This is a genomic window from Sodalis sp. RH24, from assembly GCF_047324145.1.
GTDB lineage: Bacteria > Pseudomonadota > Gammaproteobacteria > Enterobacterales > Enterobacteriaceae > Acerihabitans.
The window spans coordinates 2483704-2502033 of record NZ_CP178729.1; the positions used below are offsets into that span (position 1 = coordinate 2483704).

Consider the following 18330-nt stretch of genomic DNA (forward strand, 5'->3'; position numbering starts at 1 on the left):
GGTTGACGAAAACGCCGCCCGGCGGATGGTTGTTATCAGGCATGTCGTCCCTCTGCGATTGGTCGGGGCTGCAAATGGTTATCGGCCACTTTGCGCGCGATTTTGCCTACGGTTCCGGCGCCCTGCATCAGCACCAGATCATTATCCTGCAACGCCAGCGCCAGCATTTCCGGCAGCGACTCCATGTCCGGCACCATGATGGGGTCGATCTTTCCCCGTCCACGGATGGTCCGGCACAATGAGCGGCTGTCGGCGCCCGGGATTGGCGACTCGCCGGCGGGATAGACATCCAGCATCAGCAACACATCCACCCCGGACAGCACGTTGGCGAAATCCTCATATAAATCGCGGGTGCGGGTATACCGGTGCGGCTGGAACACCATGACCAGGCGTTTATCCGGCCAGCCGGCGCGCGCCGCCTTGATGGTGGCGTCCACCTCGGTCGGATGGTGGCCATAGTCATCCACCAGCATCACCTCGCCCGTCTTGCCGTTCACATTATCCAGGGGATAGCTGCCGAGGAAATCAAAACGGCGCCCCGTACCCTGGAATTGGAACAACGCCTGCAAAATACTGTCGTCCTCAATGCCTTCCTCGGTAGCCACCGCCACCGCCGCCGCCGCGTTGAGCGCGTTGTGGCGGCCCGGCGCGTTAAGGGTTACCGCCAGCACCGGCTTATCCTGCCGATGGAGATTAAAGCTGCCCTGGGCCCCCTGCTGGCGGTAATCGGTGATGCGCACATCCGCGTCATCGCTGAAGCCGTAGGTAGTGATATGACGGCCCACTTTCGGCAGCAGCTCGCGAATAACCGGATCGTCCATGCACATCACCGCGCGTCCATAAAACGGCAAATTATGTAAAAACGTAATAAACGTCTGTTTCAGCAGTTCGAAATCGCCCTGGTAGGTATCCATATGGTCGGCTTCGATATTGGTGATAATCGCCACCATCGGCTGCAGGTGCAGGAACGAGGCGTCGCTTTCATCCGCTTCGGCAATCAGGTAGCGGCTGCACCCCAACCGGGCGTGCACGCCGGCCGCCTTTACCAGCCCGCCGTTGACAAAGGTCGGGTCCAGCCCGGCCTGGGCGTAAATACTGGCCACCATGGCGGTGGTGGTGGTCTTGCCATGGGTGCCGGCGATGGCGATGCCATGGCGAAAACGCATCAGCTCCGCCAGCATTTCCGCGCGCTGGATAACCGGGATCCGGGCCTCTTTGGCCGCCACGATTTCCGGATTGTCGCTGGCGATGGCGCTGGAGACGACGACGACGCTTGCCTCGCTGATATTTTCCGGGCGGTGGTTAAAAAAGATCGTGGCCCCCAGTTCCGTCAATTGCTGCGTCACGGCATTCGGCGCCAGATCGGAGCCGCTGATTTGATAGCCTTCGTTCGCCAGCACTTCCGCGATACCGCCCATACCCGCGCCGCCGATGCCGACAAAATGGATTTGCCGCACACGCCGCATCTCGGGTACAAAAGTTCGCAGTTTCGCCAGTTGTTGTGTATTCACGTTTTAACCACTTAAAGTATTATGATTTCTCAACAGACGGCGCCATGGCCCCGTCCGGTTAATGTCACATTGCCGGCGCGTAGCGGTTATCCGCCTTCACCGCCGCCGCCACTTCCCGCGCCACCCGCTCCGTCGCGTCCGGAATCGCCGCTTTGCGGGCATTCTGCGCCATCGCCAGCAGCGTCAATCGATCCCATCCGGCCAGCGTCTCGCTCACGCTGTCCACCGAGAACTGCGGCTGTTCGATAATCCGCGCCGCGCCCGCCTGTTCCAGCGGACGGGCGTTCCAGTACTGCTGCCGGTCTTTATGCAAAAACGGCACAAAAATCGCGGGCAGGCCGGCGGCGGCGATTTCACTTACCGTCAGGGCGCCGGAGCGGCAAACCACCACATCCGCCCAACCGTAAGCTGCCGCCATGTCGTCGATGAATTCGGTCACGTTATGCCCGGTCTGTCCCAGCGCGGCATAAGCCTGGTTAACTTCGTCCAGCGCGCCTTTGCCCACCTGGTGCCAAAGCGTGATGCGCTCGCCCAGCCGGGCGGCCACGCCGGGCATGGTCTGGTTCAAAACGCGCGCGCCCTGGCTGCCGCCAATCACCAGCACCCGCACCGGTCCCTGCCGGTCCCGCAGGCGTTCCGCGGGCAACGGCAGCGCCAGCACATCGGTGCGCACCGGGTTGCCCACCACGTCGGCGTTGGCAAACGCGCCGGGAAACGCCTGCAATACTTTTGTCGCTATCTTCGCCAGCCAGCGGTTGGTCAGGCCGGCGATGCCGTTTTGCTCATGCAGGACGACCGGCACCCCGCACAGCCACGCCGCCAGGCCGCCGGGACCGGAAACATAACCGCCCATGCCCAGCACCACATCCGGCCGGTAGGCGCGCATAATGGCTTTCGCCTGCCGCACCGCCCGCCAGATGCGCACCGGCGCATACAGCTGTGCCCGCCATCCTTTGCCGCGTAATCCGCTGATGCGGATAAAATCAATGTCGATACCGTTTTTCGGCACCAGATCGGCTTCCATGCGATCGGCGGTGCCCAGCCAGCGTACCTGCCAGCCCTGCGCCATCAGATAATGCGCCACCGCCAGCCCCGGGAATACATGGCCGCCGGTACCACCGGCCATCACCATTAAACGCCTGGTTTTGCCGGTCATCGGGGCCCCCTTGCAAACGCCTGCGCCTTGGTCAGGCGCGTTTCATAATCGATACGCAATAATAATACGATGGCGGTAGACATAATCAGCAAACTCGACCCACCATAACTGATAAGCGGCAACGTCAGCCCCTTGGTGGGCAGCATGCCCGCGGCCGCCCCCACGTTGACCAACGCCTGGAAACTGAACCAGATCCCGATGGCGCAGGCCAGGAATCCGGAGAAGCGCTGATCGATCTCCAGCGCCTTGCGCCCGATGGACATGGCGCGAAAAGCGACGAAGAATACCATCAACAGCGCCAAAACCACACCGAAATACCCCAGTTCCTCACCTAAAATCGCAAAGATGAAGTCGGTATGCGCCTCGGGCAGATATTCCAGTTTCTGTACCGAGTTCCCCAGCCCCTGTCCCCAGAATTCGCCGCGGCCGAACGCCATCAGCGATTGGGTCAGCTGGTAACCACTGCCGAAGGGGTCCTGCCAGGGATCCCAGAACGAGGTGACGCGGCGCATACGGTAGGGTTCGGCGATAACCAACAGCACCACGGCAAAAATGCCCGAGCCGATAATCGACAGGAACTGCCACAGCTTCGCGCCGGCCAAAAACAGCATCGCCAGCGTGGTCACGAACAGCACCACCACGGTGCCCAGGTCGGGCTGCGCCAGCAGCAGCACCGCCAGAACCACCATCACGCCCATCGGTTTGCAAAAGCCCCAGAAGTTGGTACGGACTTCTTCCACTTTGCGCACCAGGTAACTGGCGAGATAGCAAAACAGCGACAGTTTGGATAATTCCGCCGGCTGGATACGCAGCGGTCCCAGCGCTATCCAGCGCGAGGCGCCGTTGACCGAACTGCCCACCACCAACACCACCAGCAGCATCACCATGGTGATCAGCAGCATGCCCGAGCTGTAGCGCTGCCAGACTTCCATCGGTATGCGCAACGTCACCAGCGACAGGCCGAACGCCAGCGCCAGGTAAAAGGCATCGCGCTTGGCAAAATAAAACGGGTCGTCGGACAGCCGCTGGCCGATGGGCATCGACGCCGAGGTGACCATGATAAAACCGAGGCAGGCAAGACCCAGCGTCAGCCAAAGCAAAGTGCGATCGTAGAGCACGTTGGTGGGCGCCTCGACATCGCGCACGCCCATAATCCAATCTTTCAGTCCGCCAAAACGGCTCAGCCCCGGCATATGCATCAGCCTAACTCCTTTGCCAGCCGCACGAATTCATCGCCGCGATGTTCAAAACTACGGAATTGATCGAGGCTGGCGCACGCCGGCGACAGCAGGACCATGTCCCCTGCCCCACATTGGCCGGCAATCAGTTTCATCGCCTGTTCCAGGGTCTCGGTGAGCGTCGAGACTTCCGGACGCAGGCCGGCCAGCTGCGCGCCGTCGCGGCCAAAGCAGTACAGTCGTATCCGTTCGCCCTGCAGCAGCGGCAGCAGCGGGCTAAAGTTCGCCGATTTGCCGTCGCCGCCCAGCAATAAATGCAGCGTGCCGTCGACCGCCAGGCCATTCAGCGCCGCCTCGGTACTGCCGACATTGGTGGCCTTGGAGTCATTGATCCAGCGCACGCCGCGGTGTTCATAGGCCAGTTGGAAACGATGGGCCAGGCCGGTAAACGTCTCCAGCGCCTTCAGGCTCGCCGCGCGCGGGACGGATACGGCATCGGCCAGGGCCAGCGCCGCCAGGGCGTTGGTATGGTTATGGCGTCCGGTCAGCTTCATCGCGGCGGTATTGAGCACATCCTCGCCCCGGACGCTCAGCCATTGGCCGTCCGGACGCAAATCGAGCCGGTAATCCCCGGCGCCGACGCCAAAACTGACGCAGCGCGGGTCATTGCCGCGCACCGGCATGGTCAGGGCGTCATCGGCATTCACCACGCAGACCCGCGCCTGTTCGTAAATCTTTAATTTGGCCGCGCGGTACTGCTGCATACCCAGCGGATAACGGTTCATATGATCCTCGGTAACATTGAGGATGGTGGCGGCGGCGGCACGCAGGCTGGAGGTCGTTTCCAATTGGAAGCTCGACAGTTCCAGCACGTACAGCTGATAAGGCTCGTTGAGCAGCATCAGCGCCGGCCAGCCGATATTACCGCCCACGCCCACGTGCCAGCCGGCGCTTTTCGCCATCTCGCCCACCAGCATAGTGACGGTGCTTTTGCCGTTGGAACCGGTAATCGCCACGATTGGCGCCCGGGCCTCGCGGCAAAACAGTTCAATATCGCCGACGATTTCCACGCCCGCGGCGGCGGCGGCGGCCAGGGCCGGATGCGCCAGGGCGATGCCGGGGCTGGCGACGATCAGATCCGCCTCCAGCAGCCAGTCTTCATTCAGGCCGCCCAGGTGCCGTTCCACCTTATCGGCAAGCTTATCCAGCCCTGGCGGTGTAAAACGGGTGTCCATCACCCGGGGCGTGACGTTTCGGCTGATAAAAAAATCAACGCAGGAGAGACCGGTCAGTCCCAACCCGATAATGACAACATTTTTACCCCGATAGTCGGTCATCATAGTTACCGCACCTTCAGCGTCGCCAGTCCAATCAGGACCAGCATCAGCGAGATTATCCAAAAGCGCACGATCACGCGCGGTTCCGGCCAGCCTTTCAGCTCATAATGATGATGAATCGGCGCCATGCGGAAAATCCGCTGGCCGCGCAGTTTAAACGACCCCACCTGCAGGATTACCGACATGGTCTCCATGACAAACACGCCGCCCATGATCACCAGCAGGAACTCCTGGCGCAACAGTACCGCAATGGTGCCAAGCGCCCCGCCCAGCGCCAGTGAGCCGACATCGCCCATAAATACCTGGGCCGGGTAGGTGTTAAACCATAAAAAACCCAACCCGGCGCCGACGATGGCGGTACAGACTATCACCAGTTCCCCCGCGTAACGGATATAGGGGATATGCAGATAGTTGGCGAAATTCATATTCCCGGTGGCCCAGGCCACCAGCGCCAGCCCGGCGGCGACAAACACCGTCGGCATGATCGCCAGGCCGTCCAGCCCGTCGGTCAGGTTTACCGCGTTGCTGGTGCCGACGATGACGAAGTAGGCCAGCAGGACATACAGCAGCCCGAGCTGGGGCATGATGTCCTTGAAAAACGGCACCACCAGTTGGGTGGCCGGCGTCCCTTTGCCCACCTGGTACATGGTAAACGCCACCGCAATGGCGATGATCGACTGCCAGAAATACTTCCAGCGGGCAATCAGTCCCTTGGTATCCTTGCGCACCACCTTGCGGTAGTCATCGATAAATCCGACCACGCCGTAACCCAGCAGCACAAACAGCACGCACCATACATACGGATTCGACGGGTAAGCCCACATCAGCACCGAAATGGTGATGGAGGTTAAAATCATCAGCCCGCCCATGGTGGGAGTGCCGCGTTTGCTGAAATGCGACTCCGGTCCGTCGCTGCGCACCACCTGGCCGATTTGCAATTTTTGCAGCCAGGCGATCAGATGCGGTCCCATCCACAGCGAAATAAATAACGCGGTCAGCAGGCTGACGATGGCGCGGAACGTCAAATACGAAAAGACGTTAAAGCCCGAATAAAATTGGACCAAATGTTCGGCCAGCCAAACTAACATGTTGCTTTCTCCTGTAACGCGCGCACTACCTGCTCCATTGCGGAACTACGTGAACCTTTGACTAATAGGGTAATTACCGCATGTTCAGACAGTAACTGCGTCAGACGGGAAGTCAGCGACGCTTTATCCTGGAAATGTTCGCCACGGCCGCTGGCTTCGCTTATTGCCTGGCTCAGCCTGCCGACGCTTAACACTTTGTCAATGCCCGCCATACGTATGGCGTCGCCCACCTGGCGATGGCATTCTTCTTCCCCGTCGCCCAGCTCGGCCATATCGCCCACCACCATCACCCGGTAACCCGGCATGTCGGCCAAAACCTGCGCCGCGGCGGTCATCGAGCCGACGTTAGCGTTATAGCTGTCGTCGAGCAACAACCGGCCCTGGCCCAACGTAATGGGAAACAGCCGGCCCGGCACGGCGCTCAGCTGCGCCAGGCCGAGAACCACGGCTTCAAGGGTGGCGCCGACCGACAGCGCCAGCGCGCTGGCCGCCAGCGCGTTCGCCACGTTATGGCGCCCCGGCAAGGGGAGTTTCACCCGGCATTCGCCCAACGGGCAATGCAGCGTAAAATCGACTCCGCCCTGGGTAGCGCAAACGTCGCTGGCGTAAAAATCCACCGCGTCGCCCGCCTGCGGCGAGAAGCGCCATACCTGCTTATGCTGCAGCAGCGCCTGCCAGTGCGGCCAATCGTGGCTATCGGCATTGATAATGGCCCGGCCCTGGGGCGGCAGGCTGCCGAAAATTTCGCCTTTGGCCTGCGCCACGCCGCTCAGCGAACCGAAACCCGCCAGATGCGCGGCGGACAGGTTGTTTACCAGCGCCGTTTCCGGCCTGACCAGATCGGTGGTATAGGCGATTTCGCCGATATGGTTGGCGCCAAGCTCGATAACCGCAAAATCATCCGCGGGCGTCAGGCGCAGCAGCGTCAGCGGCACGCCGATGTCATTGTTGAAATTGCCGTCGGTATATAACACCCGTCCGCACTGGCGCAGGATGGCGGCGGTCATTTCCTTGACCGACGTCTTGCCGGACGAGCCGGTCAGGGCCACGACCCGCGCGGGCACCTGGCTGCGCACCCAGGCGCCCAGCAATCCCAGGGCGCGGCGGGTATCGGCCACCAGCAGTTGGGGCACGTCCACCGGTAAGCGCTTACTCACCAGCAGGGCGATAGCCCCGCCGGCAATAGCCTGCCGCGCAAAATCATGGGCATCGAACGTCTCGCCCTTGAGCGCCACGAATAAACCGGACGGCGCCACGGCGCGCGAATCGGTGGATACGGCGCTGATAACGCTGTCCAACGCGCTGTCCGCGCCGATAAATTCCGCGTTCAGCACCGGGGCCAGCGTTGCGAGGGATACGCTAATCATGCGAGCGCCCCCAATAAACGCGCCACGGTAGTACGATCGGAGTAATCCAGGCGTTGCTTGCCGATCAGTTGGTAATCCTCATGGCCCTTGCCCGCCACCAGCACCACGTCCTGCTCGCCGGCCTGCATCACGGCGCTGGTTACCGCTTCGGCCCGGCCCGGGATCACCGTGGCGCCGCCCGCATTCAGCAGCCCCGCCAGGATATCGTTGATGATGGCCATCGGCGCCTCGCCGCGTGGATTGTCATCGGTGATCACCACCCGATCGGCGTATTGTTCGGCGATGCCGCCCATCAGCGGGCGCTTACCTTTATCACGATCGCCGCCGCAGCCGAACACGCACCACAGTTTACCGTGGCAGTGCTGCCTGGCCGCCGCCAGCGCCTTTTCCAGCGCATCCGGCGTATGGGCGTAGTCCACCACCACCGTAGGTTTGCCGGCGGCATGAAATACTTCCATACGGCCGTTTACCGACTGTAACTGCCCCGCTTTGCGGGCCAGTTCAGCCAGCGGATAGCCCAGCGCCAGCAGGGTGGCAAAGGCCAACAGCAGGTTGCTGACATTAAACTCGCCAATCAGCCGGCTGCGGATTTGCCCGCCGCCCCAGCTGGAATCAAACTGGATTTCCACGCCGGTGGCGTGATACTGCACCCGGGTGGCCTGCAGCCAACGGGCGGGCAAGGGCGACGGCAGGCGCTGGCTGACGGATACCGCCACCGCCTCAGGCAGCCGGGCCAGCCAGCGCCGGCCCACCTCGTCGTCGGCGTTGATAATGCGCTGCGCCACATTAGGGCTGGCGAACAGCTGCCATTTAGCCGCTTCGTAATGGGCCATATCGCCATGGTAATCCAGGTGATCGCGGCTCAGGTTGGTAAACGCGGCGGCGGCGAAATGCACATCGGCCACCCGGTGCTGCACCAGGCCATGGGAAGAGACTTCCATGGCGGCGAACTCCGCGCCCTGCTGATGTAGCTGATACAGCGTCTGCTGCACATCAACGGCCGAGCCGGTGGTATTTTCCGCCGGGACGACCTGGCCGAATAAACCGTTGCCCACGGTGCCCATGACGGCGCTCGTGTCACCCATCAGCTGCGCCCATTGCGCCAGCAGGTGGGTGGTGGTGGTTTTACCGTTGGTGCCGGTGACGCCGGCCAGCCGTAGCGCCTGCGACGGCTGGCCGTAAAAACGGCCGGCCAGGGCCGATAACCGCGCGTTCAGTCCGGCAAGGTAGATAACCGGGACGCCATGCTGCTCGCGCAGCTCGCCATCCGCGGCCTCGCCGTCGGCTTCCGCCACCACGGCGGCAACACCTTGCGCAATAGCCTGGGAAATATAGCTGCGCCCGTCCGCTTTATGGCCGGCTACGGCCACAAACAGATCCCCGGCAGCCGCCGTGCGGCTGTCCAGCGTCATTTCCCTGAGCGCGCGCTCCGGCGCCTGGGGCACCCACGGAGCGAGCAATTCGCGCAAATTACGATCGGTCACCTGATCCCTCTTTTCGATTAGTTACCATGTCATTTTTATCTCCGGTCTGAAGTGCATCCGGTTCCACGTTCATCGTTCGCAACACGCCGCCCATAATGGCGCCGAACACCGGCGCGGATACGGCGCCGCCGTAGTATTTGCCGGCCTGCGGATCGTTGATGACCACCACCAGCGCGAAGCGGGGCTGGCTGGCCGGCGCCACGCCCGCGGTATAGGCGATATATTTATTGATGTATTGTCCGTCGGGACCGACCTTTTTCGCGGTGCCGGTCTTGATAGCGATGCGATAGCCTTTGATGGCGGCCTTGGTGCCGCCGCCGCCGGGCAGCGCGACGCTTTCCATCATATGCACCACGGTGCGCACCAGGGTCTCGGGGAATACACGCTCGCCCGCCACCGGCGGATCGACCTTGGTAATCGACAGCGGGCGCAAAATGCCCAGGCTGCCGACCGTGGCATAGACCCGCGCTAACTGTAACGGCGTTACCATTAGCCCGTAGCCGAAAGAGAAGGTGGCCCTCTCTATGTCAGACCACCGTTGTTTATGGGGAAATAAGCCACTGCTTTCTCCGACCAACCCCAAATTGGTCGCCTTACCCAGGCCAAAACGCGAGTAGGTATCTACCAGCGCCGAGGAGGGCATCGCTAACGCCAGCTTGGAAACGCCGACGTTACTCGATTTTTGCAAAACCCCGGTCAGGGTCAGCTCGGCATAACGGGCCACGTCTTTGATCTCATGGCCGTTGATGTAATAAGGCACGGTATTGAGTACGCTATTTTCCTTGATAACGCCGCGCTGCAAGGCGGTCATTACCACCATCGGCTTCACCGTGGAACCCGGTTCGAAAATATCGGTGATGGCGCGGTTGCGCATCACGTCCTTGGTCGTCCCGCTCAGGTTATTAGGGTTATAGGAAGGGCTGTTGGCCATCGCCAGAACCTCGCCGGTGTTGACATCCACCAGCACCGCGGTGCCCGATTCGGCTTTATTAAAGGCCACCGCGTTGTTCAATTCCCGGTAGACCACCGCCTGGAGCCGCTCGTCGATACTGAGGACCAGGTTATGCGCCGCCTGGCTATCGACGGTGGAGATATCCTCGATAACCCTGCCGAAGCGGTCTTTGCGCACCGTGCGCTCGCCGGGCTGGCCGGTCAGCCAGCGGTCGAAGCTTTTTTCCACCCCTTCGATGCCCTGGCTGTCGATATTGGTAAAACCGATCAGGTGGGCGGTAACTTGCCCCGCCGGATAGTAACGCCGCGACTCCTGACGCAAATAAATACCGGGCAGCTTCAGCTTGTGGATGTAGTCGCCAATGGCCGGATTGACCTGACGCGCCAGGTAAACAAAGCGTCCCTTGGGATTGGCGTTAATGCGCGAGGACATCTGATCGAGGGGGATGGATAACGCGTCGGACAGCGCCTTCCAGCGGCTGTCGACGGTGATGCCGCCATGTTCGTTCACTTCTTTCGGGTCGGCCCAAATGGCGTTGACCGGCACGCTGACCGCCAGGGGGCGCCCGGCACGGTCGCTTATCATGCCGCGCGCGGTGGGCACTTCCTGCACACGCAGCGACCGCATATCGCCCTCGCGCACCAGCATGTCCGGATTGATAACCTGCAAGTAGCCCACGCGAAAAACCAGACCCAGCAACGCAAGTAAAATACAGCCGCACAACAACGCAAAACGCCAGCTGACAAAGCTGGCCTGATCTACATAGCGTTTCAATTTTATCGCTCGCGCGGCTTTCATTAAATGTTTAGTTATCCGGTTGCGTTAAGGTTGAACCACAATATTTTCCTGTGAAGGATCCACATGCTGCATCATCAGTTTTTCCGTGGCGAAACGTTCGACCCGGCTATGGTCGCCCAGGGCGTTTTCCTCCAGGATCAGGTTGCGCCATTCGATATCCAGCGCGTCCCGTTCCAGGACCAGTTGCTCGCGCTGGGCGGTCAGGCGCCGCGTTTCATGGGTGGTCGTCACCACCAGAATCGCGGACACCAGTACGGCGACCAGCAAAATAAACGGGATTTTCCCCTGGCGCAGCAGATCGCCGCCGATAATGCCGACCAGGCCGTGCCGTTCGCCGCCGATCATGACGGCAGCCTCTCGGCAAAACGTAACACCGAGCTGCGCGCGCGCGGGTTATCCGCCACTTCCCGCTCCGACGGCTGCATTTTGCCCACCGGCTTAAGCTGCGCCTGGCCGCCCTGCTCGGCGATCTGCGCTTCGGTCAACGGCATGCGCGCAGGCACCCGGGGTCCGCGGCTATGGTCGCGGATAAAACGTTTGACCAGCCGATCTTCCAGCGAGTGAAAGCTGATGACCGACAGGCGCCCGCCGGGCGCCAATACGCCAAGGGCGCTATCCAGCGCCCGTTCGAGTTCTTCCAGCTCGCTATTGATATAAATGCGGATCGCCTGGAAGCTGCGGGTCGCCGGATGCTTATGCTTTTCACGAAACGGGCTGGCGTTAACGATAAGCTCGGCCAGTTCATGGGTGCGCGTCATCGGCGACTGCTTACTTTTTTCCACGATGGCCTCGGCAATGCGTTTGGCAAAGCGCTCTTCGCCGAAGGTCTTTAACACCCAGGCGATATCGTCGGCGCCGGCCTTGGCCAGCCACTCGGCGGCAGACAGCCCGCGGGAGGTATCCATGCGCATATCCAGCGGACCGTCGCGCATAAAGGAAAACCCGCGCAGCGGATCGTCAAGCTGCGGCGACGACACGCCCAAATCAAGCAGGATGCCGTCCACGCGGCCGGTCAGCCCGCGCTCGGACATATAGTCCGCGATGGCGGAAAACGGGCCGTGGATAACGCTGAACCGGGGGTCGTCTATGGCGCGGGCGGCTTCAATGGCCTGGGGATCGCGATCAATAGCCAGCAGTTGTCCCTCCGCCCCCAATTGGGACAGGATCAGGCGCGAATGACCACCGCGACCGAACGTGCCGTCAATGTAAATGCCATTGGGGCGCAGGTTCAGGCCGTTAACCGCTTCATCCAGCAAGACGGTGGTATGTTGATAAGTTTCTGCCATAGCTATAGTGACAAGTCTTGTAGTCGCACAGAGAGTGGTTCCTGCGCCGACAGTTCAGCGTCGATATCATCCTTGACTTGTTGATACCAGGTCTGTTCATCCCACAATTCAAATTTATTGAATTGTCCAACCAGCATCACTTCTTTGGTAAGTCCGGCGTGGAGCCGTAATGTTTGCGCAATAAGCAGCCGCCCGGCGCCATCCATCTGGCATTCGCTGGCATGTCCCAACAACAGGCGCTGCACTCGGCGTTCGGCGGGGTTCATGCTCGACAGACGGGAAAGCTTCTGTTCAATCACTTCCCATTCCGGCAGGGGATAAAGCAACAGGCATGGTTGGTGGAGGTCGATGGTACACACCATCAATCCATCCGTTTCCTCGATCAGCTTTTCCCTGTAGCGGGTTGGCACGGCTAGCCTGCCTTTACTGTCGAGATTAACCAACGTTGCCCCACGGAACATATGTCGATTTACCCCCGAAAAACCCTTTTCACCACGAAACCCCACTTATTCCCACGCAAAAGAGTGTACGAATGGTATTAAAACATTGTCAAGCTACTAACGAGCAAGAATGGGATTATTTATGCATCAATTAAGAAACTCTGACGGGAATTAGTTGCAGAGGGGCAAAAAAGTACACTAATAACATCATGATATTCATAAATGCGGTGTTTCGATTAAAAATTAGCAATTTTTTGATATAAACCCAGACCAAGCCGCCTGAGGGAGCGTCGGGTCGCCGGCGCCGATTATACGCTTACCGCGGCGCCTCGCTCAATCGCCAGATCGGCCTGGACGGCGGTGCATTTGTTTTAGCGCAATTTTTTTATAATTGCCGTCGCGCAAGCCACCCTAAACAGGCTTTGAAATATAAAGATGCGCCGACATTAATAATGTGGTCTTTACTTTTATTTACCGATAAAACTGGCGATTTTATCCGCAATTTTATTTATGAATGTCCAGCTTAATTAGCCAATCCAGAATATTCCTAACACAAATTTTGCCTGTAAAAATTGGCTCACTGTCATTTATTTCGCGAACAGTTGCCGCCAAATCCAAACCTTCCGCCAACGACCGCTACATAACTTATTGAAAATAAATCATTAAAGTTTCCAGGCCGAATGAAATAGCTTAACGTGAACATCAACGCTGGAAATTAAGCATAAGGAGCTGCTCATATGATTGAAATAAAAACTATTAGCTAGTTAACTACTTACATCCAGTGATGTACTCTATGCCACATAGAATACACACCACAAAACACTATCACCGATGCGTAAACGCATCACCCGGCGACCTTTTTCCTTTGGAGCTACCCGTTATGTTTTCGCGCTCATCTCGTCTGCGCATGGCTGCGGCTGACACATTTGCTTTGGTGGTGTATTGCTTTATCGCGGGGATGTTTATTGAGGTGTTGCTGTCCGGCATGACACTTCAACAATCCTTATCCTCCAGATTGCTTTCCGTTCCGGTCAACATTGTCATTGCCTGGCCGTTCGGCCAGTATCGCGATGCGGTGCTGAGATTGGCGCGCCGTCACGGCCCGAACCGGTTCTGGGCGCGTAACATTGCCGATTTGCTGGCCTATGTCAGTTTTCAATCGCCGGTGTATGTCCTGATCCTGCTGGCGGTCGGCGCGGATTCACAACAGATTTTGACGGCGGTCACGTCCAATGCGGTAGGGTCGATGATTCTGGGCGTGGCATATGGCTATTTTCTTGAGTATTGCCGCCGGCTGTTCCACGTGAAAGGCTACGTTAACTGATTTACCCCGCAAACCCGGTCCGGCAGCATTGGCGCCGGGCCGGAACCCGACAGCCCGGCGTCACCGGGCTTAACCACCTTGCGGGCGAGGGCGGGCAAGGCCCTCAGGCGCGGCTGAGCGAGCCGCGGCGAAACAGGCTGCGCCTGATACGGGTCAATCCCGGTTTCGGCCTGTGCGGCTCGTCCAGGCTTGCCAGCACCAGTTCCAGCACCCGCTCCGCCACCTCACGATGACGCTGCGCCACCGCCAGCACCGGACACTCCAGGAAATCCAGCAGTTCATTATCGCCGAAAGTGGCGATCGCCAAATCGGGCGGCAGCCTGCCGCTACGCTTTAATGTCACGTCCATCACGCCCTGCAGCAGGGAAAACGACGTGGTAAAAATCGCCTGCGGCATGTCATGGCTCTCCAGATACTGGCTGAACAACGCCGCCGAAGACGAGCGCTCATAACTATTGGCATACAGGAAATCAGGCTGCCTGGCGTCGCCTTCCCATCCGCGCCTGAAGCCCTGCTCGCGCAGGAAACTCACCGACAGCTCGGGCAAAGCGCCTAAATACAAAACCGACGCGCCGTGAAAGCTGCGCAGTTCCCGTGACAACATTTCCGCATCATCCTGATCCGCGCCCACCACGCTGATAAAATGATCGGGATCAAGCGCGCGATCGAGGGCGATAATAGGAAAAGGATCGGTGGCCCAGCGCTGGTAAAATGGATGTTCCGGCGGCAAGGCCGTGGAAACGATAATGGCGTCCACCTGCCGTTGCAGCAGATGTTCAATGCAGCGCATTTCATTATCCGGCTGATCCTCGGAACAGGCGATCAGCAACTGATAGCCGCGCTGGCGCGCCTGGCGCTCCAGATAGTTGGCGATGCGGGTATAACTGGTATTCTCCAGATCGGGTATCACCAGGCCGATGGAACGCGTCCTCCCTGCCCTGAGACCGGCGGCAACCGCGTTGGGATGGTAGTTATGTTCCCGAACCACCGCCATCACCTTTTCCACGGTTTTATCGCTAACGCGGTATTGTTTCGCTTTACCGTTGATCACATAACTGGCGGTTGTGCGCGAAACGCCTGCCAGGCGCGCGATTTCATCCAGTTTCACAGAGACTCCTTTGCGCTGAAAGATTTAACAGTGACCCAATATATCCATATTCTCATCGGGGTATATCATTATGCTACAACTTTTATCAGCATAAAACGCCAAGAAGCGAATAGACGCACGAGTAAGGCGGGGAAATGGCGGTACACAAAGCATAAACCGTTTTGTTCAAGGAAGAGCGTGCCAACACCAAACGTAAAGCAGACGTGTTCAAGGGAGAGCGTACCAATGGGGTCGAATCGGGCGTGGTGTTCCCGCCCGACCGAGGCCCCATGGCAGGCTATGCCCGCCATCACCGATGCCGCATAAAACCTGTTAAAGGGAGAGCATGCCGATGGGGTTGAATCGGGCGTGGTGTTCCCGCCCGACCGAGGCCCCATGGCAGGCTATGTCCGCCATCACCGATGCCGCATAAAACCTGTTAAAGGGAGAGCATGCCGATGGGGTTGAATCGGGCGTGGTGTTCCCGCCCGACCGAGGCCCCATGGCAGGCTATGTCCGCCATCACCGATGCCGCATAAAACCTGTTAAAGGGAGAGCATGCCGATGGGGTTGAATCGGGCGTGGTGTTCCCGCCCGACCGAGGCCCCATGGCAGGCTATGCCCGCCATCACCGATGCCGCATAAAACCTGTTAAAGGGAGAGCATGCCGATGGGGTTGAATCGGGCGTGGTGTGCCCGCCCGACCGGGGCCCCATGGCAGGCTATGCCCGCCATCACCGATGCCGCATAAAGCGTGTTAAAGGGAGAGCGCCCCTACGACTCGATGCTCAGCGCATCACCTTATCGCCGCGCGCCAGCCCGACGATCCCTGACCGGGCCACTTCGACGATACTGCCCACATCGCGAATAGTGGACAAAAAAGCATCCAGCTTATCGCTGGTCCCCGCCAGCTGAACGGTATACAGCGACGAGGTCACATCCACGATCTGCCCGCGGAAAATATCGGCGCAGCGCTTCACTTCCTCGCGCGCGCCGCCCTCGGCCTGCACCTTCACCAACATGATTTCCCGCTCGACATGAGTACCCTGCCCTTGCCCAAGCTCGCTCACGCGCAGCACATCCACCAGCTTATGCAGCTGTTTCTCGATTTGCTCCAGCACCTTGGCGTCGCCCATGGTCTGGATGGTCATGCGCGACAACGTGGGATCGTCGGTCGGCGCCACGGTCAGGCTCTCGATATTGTAACCGCGCTGGGCAAACAACCCGATCACCCGCGATAACGCGCCCGACTCGTTTTCCAGCAATACTGATAAAATCCGGCGCATGATCAGGTCCTCTCCGTTTTGCTTAACCACATTTCGTCCATGCCGCCGCCCCGAATCTGCATGGGATAGACATGTTCCGTACCGTCAACCATCACATCCACGAACACCAGACGATTCTTTTGCGCCAGCGCCTGGGCCAGCTTGCTTTCCAGCTCATCCGGCGACTGGATGGAAATGCCCACATGGCCATAGGCTTCCGCCAGCTTGACGAAATCCGGCAGCGATTCCATATAGGACTGGGAATGACGGCCGGAATAGATCATATCCTGCCACTGCTTCACCATACCCAGATAACGATTGTTCAGACTCACCACCACCACCGGCAGATCATATTGCAGCGCCGTGGACAGCTCCTGAATATTCATCTGGATACTCCCGTCGCCGGTAATACAAATCACCGTTTCGTCGGGCAGCGCCAACTTCACGCCAAGCGCGGCGGGCAACCCGAAGCCCATGGTGCCCAGGCCGCCGGAGTTAATCCAGTGGCGCGGCTGGTCAAATTGATAATAGAGCGCGGCGAACATCTGATGCTGGCCGACATCCGAAGTCACATACGCCTCGCCGCCGGTCAGGCGGAACAAGGTTTCGATCACCGCCTGCGGCTTGATCTTGCCGCTGCGGTGATCGTAGTCCAGGCAATGGCGGGCGCGCCACTGTTCGATATCCTGCCACCAGTCGCGCAACGCGTCGAACTGCTGCGTATTCTCGCCCTGCTCCAACTGATCCAGCATTTGCACCAGCACCTGGCGGGCGTCGCCGACGATGGGCACGTCCGCCGTAACGGTTTTGGAAATCGAGGCCGGATCGATATCGATATGCAGCACCGTGGCATCCGGACAGTATTTTAATAAATTATTCGTGGTGCGATCGTCAAAACGCACCCCGACTGCAAAAATCACATCGGCGCGATGCATCGCCATATTGGCTTCATAAGTGCCGTGCATCCCCAGCATGCCCAGGCTCTGGCGATGCGTACCCGGGAAACTGCCCAATCCCATCAAAGAACTGGTCACCGGTATATTGAGTTTTTCGGCCAGCAGACGCAGCTCCTGATGGCAACCGGCGGTTATCGCCCCGCCGCCGGTATAGATAACCGGACGCTCGGCGGCCAGCAGGGTTTGCAGCGCGCGGCGTATTTGCCCTTTATGGCCCTGTACCGTCGGATTATAGGAACGCAGCGATACCGAGTCCGGGTAAAGATAGGGAAATTTATTGGCCGGATTAACGATATCCTTGGGCACGTCAATCACCACCGGGCCGGGACGGCCGGTGGCGGCAAGGTAAAAGGCTTTTTTCAGGATACCGGGGATATCTTCGGTTTTCTTCACCAAAAAGCTGTGTTTCACCACCGGGCGGGAAATGCCCACCATATCGCATTCCTGAAAAGCGTCGAAACCGATAAGCGAACTGGCCACCTGGCCGGAAATCACCACCAGGGGAATGGAATCCATATAGGCGGTGGCAATGCCGGTCACGGCATTGGTGGCGCCCGGGCCGGAGGTCACCAGCACCACGCCCACCTTGCCGGTGGCGCGCGCATAGCCGTCGGCCATATGCACCGCGCCCTGCTCGTGACGCACCAGGATATGATCGATCCCGCCTACCGTATGCAGCGCATCGTAGATGTCCAGCACGGCCCCGCCGGGATAACCGAATATATGCTTCACGCCCTGGTCGATTAACGATCGGACGACCATCTCGGCTCCTGACAACATCTCCATGGGTTTGCCTCCAGGCTTACGTAGGTTCTTCGCAGCAGCAACAGGCCGCTGTCGCTTGGCACAGGGATGGGAAAAGCTGCCCCTGAAATATTTTTGTTATTAATTTATGACCGGTAACGATAACGCCAGATGATAAGGCAGGCAAATAGCAAAAATCAGCACCGCGGCGGCGCTAATAATTTTTACGCTACCGTTCTCGAGATTGACGCTATAAAACACTGCTTTTAACGCGGCACAAAACCCACCGCGCTGCTGGACGGGATAATTACAGCATCTTAACATTTGCATGGATTAACCGCGAAATGCGCGCGGTGA

15 protein-coding genes are annotated in these 18330 nt (G+C 59.2%); 1 reads left to right on the top strand and 14 read right to left on the bottom strand.

Annotated elements, in window-relative coordinates:
• Positions 1-35: 35 nt before the first annotated feature.
• The 11 genes from murC to mraZ form a co-directional block, all read right to left on the bottom strand.
• Positions 36-1511: a UDP-N-acetylmuramate--L-alanine ligase gene (murC, locus tag ACL2XG_RS11415; protein WP_410016414.1), complete on the bottom strand. Its 1476-nt coding sequence runs from the start codon at positions 1509-1511 to the stop codon at positions 36-38.
• 64 nt (positions 1512-1575) lie between these two features.
• The gene (gene murG / locus ACL2XG_RS11420) at positions 1576-2667 is read right to left on the bottom strand and encodes an undecaprenyldiphospho-muramoylpentapeptide beta-N-acetylglucosaminyltransferase (RefSeq protein WP_410016415.1); all 1092 of its coding nucleotides are present in this window, start codon (positions 2665-2667) and stop codon (positions 1576-1578) included.
• A complete protein-coding gene (gene ftsW, locus ACL2XG_RS11425) occupies positions 2664-3866 on the bottom strand; it encodes a cell division protein FtsW (protein WP_410016416.1) in 1203 nt (400 codons plus the stop codon). The genes murG and ftsW overlap by 4 nt, the downstream gene beginning before the upstream one ends.
• Positions 3866-5182: a UDP-N-acetylmuramoyl-L-alanine--D-glutamate ligase gene (murD, locus tag ACL2XG_RS11430; RefSeq protein ID WP_413723544.1), complete on the bottom strand. Its 1317-nt coding sequence runs from the start codon at positions 5180-5182 to the stop codon at positions 3866-3868. The genes ftsW and murD overlap by 1 nt, the downstream gene beginning before the upstream one ends.
• Positions 5183-5187: 5 nt before the next feature.
• Complete coding sequence (gene mraY, locus ACL2XG_RS11435) at positions 5188-6270, bottom strand: phospho-N-acetylmuramoyl-pentapeptide-transferase (RefSeq protein ID WP_410016417.1); 1083 nt, start codon at positions 6268-6270, stop codon at positions 5188-5190.
• Positions 6264-7637, bottom strand: a complete 1374-nt coding sequence (gene murF, locus ACL2XG_RS11440; protein ID WP_413722142.1) for a UDP-N-acetylmuramoyl-tripeptide--D-alanyl-D-alanine ligase — start codon at positions 7635-7637, stop codon at positions 6264-6266. The genes mraY and murF overlap by 7 nt, the downstream gene beginning before the upstream one ends.
• Positions 7634-9121 (bottom strand): UDP-N-acetylmuramoyl-L-alanyl-D-glutamate--2,6-diaminopimelate ligase, encoded by a 1488-nt coding sequence (gene murE / locus ACL2XG_RS11445; RefSeq protein WP_413722141.1) that lies wholly within the window; start codon positions 9119-9121, stop codon positions 7634-7636. The genes murF and murE overlap by 4 nt, the downstream gene beginning before the upstream one ends.
• Positions 9108-10871 (bottom strand): peptidoglycan glycosyltransferase FtsI, encoded by a 1764-nt coding sequence (locus ACL2XG_RS11450; protein WP_410016420.1) that lies wholly within the window; start codon positions 10869-10871, stop codon positions 9108-9110. Before ACL2XG_RS11450 ends, murE begins: the two co-directional genes overlap by 14 nt.
• A gap of 24 nt (positions 10872-10895) precedes the next feature.
• Positions 10896-11216, bottom strand: coding sequence for a cell division protein FtsL (gene ftsL, locus ACL2XG_RS11455; protein ID WP_410016421.1), 321 nt, complete (start codon positions 11214-11216; stop codon positions 10896-10898).
• Entirely contained in the window at positions 11213-12157 is a 945-nt protein-coding gene (gene rsmH / locus ACL2XG_RS11460) for a 16S rRNA (cytosine(1402)-N(4))-methyltransferase RsmH (protein WP_413722140.1), read from the bottom strand. Before rsmH ends, ftsL begins: the two co-directional genes overlap by 4 nt.
• Before the next feature lie 2 nt (positions 12158-12159).
• Complete coding sequence (mraZ, locus tag ACL2XG_RS11465; RefSeq protein ID WP_413722139.1) at positions 12160-12618, bottom strand: division/cell wall cluster transcriptional repressor MraZ; 459 nt, start codon at positions 12616-12618, stop codon at positions 12160-12162.
• A gap of 859 nt (positions 12619-13477) precedes the next feature.
• Between mraZ and ACL2XG_RS11470 the strand changes: the two genes are divergently transcribed.
• Positions 13478-13921, top strand: coding sequence for an L-alanine exporter AlaE (locus tag ACL2XG_RS11470; RefSeq protein ID WP_410016423.1), 444 nt, complete (start codon positions 13478-13480; stop codon positions 13919-13921).
• Positions 13922-14024: 103 nt separating this feature from the next.
• On the opposite strand, the gene cra is transcribed toward ACL2XG_RS11470, so the two are convergent.
• The 3 genes from cra to ilvI all read right to left on the bottom strand — a co-directional run bounded on the left by cra (position 14025) and on the right by ilvI (position 18015).
• Positions 14025-15029, bottom strand: coding sequence for a catabolite repressor/activator (gene cra, locus ACL2XG_RS11475; RefSeq protein WP_410016424.1), 1005 nt, complete (start codon positions 15027-15029; stop codon positions 14025-14027).
• A gap of 767 nt (positions 15030-15796) precedes the next feature.
• Positions 15797-16294 carry an acetolactate synthase small subunit gene (ilvN, locus tag ACL2XG_RS11480; protein WP_410016426.1) on the bottom strand — a complete coding sequence of 166 codons (498 nt, stop codon included), beginning with the start codon at positions 16292-16294 and terminating at the stop codon, positions 15797-15799.
• A gap of 2 nt (positions 16295-16296) precedes the next feature.
• Positions 16297-18015, bottom strand: coding sequence for an acetolactate synthase 3 large subunit (gene ilvI, locus ACL2XG_RS11485; protein WP_413722138.1), 1719 nt, complete (start codon positions 18013-18015; stop codon positions 16297-16299).
• Between the last annotated feature and the right edge of the window lie 315 nt (positions 18016-18330).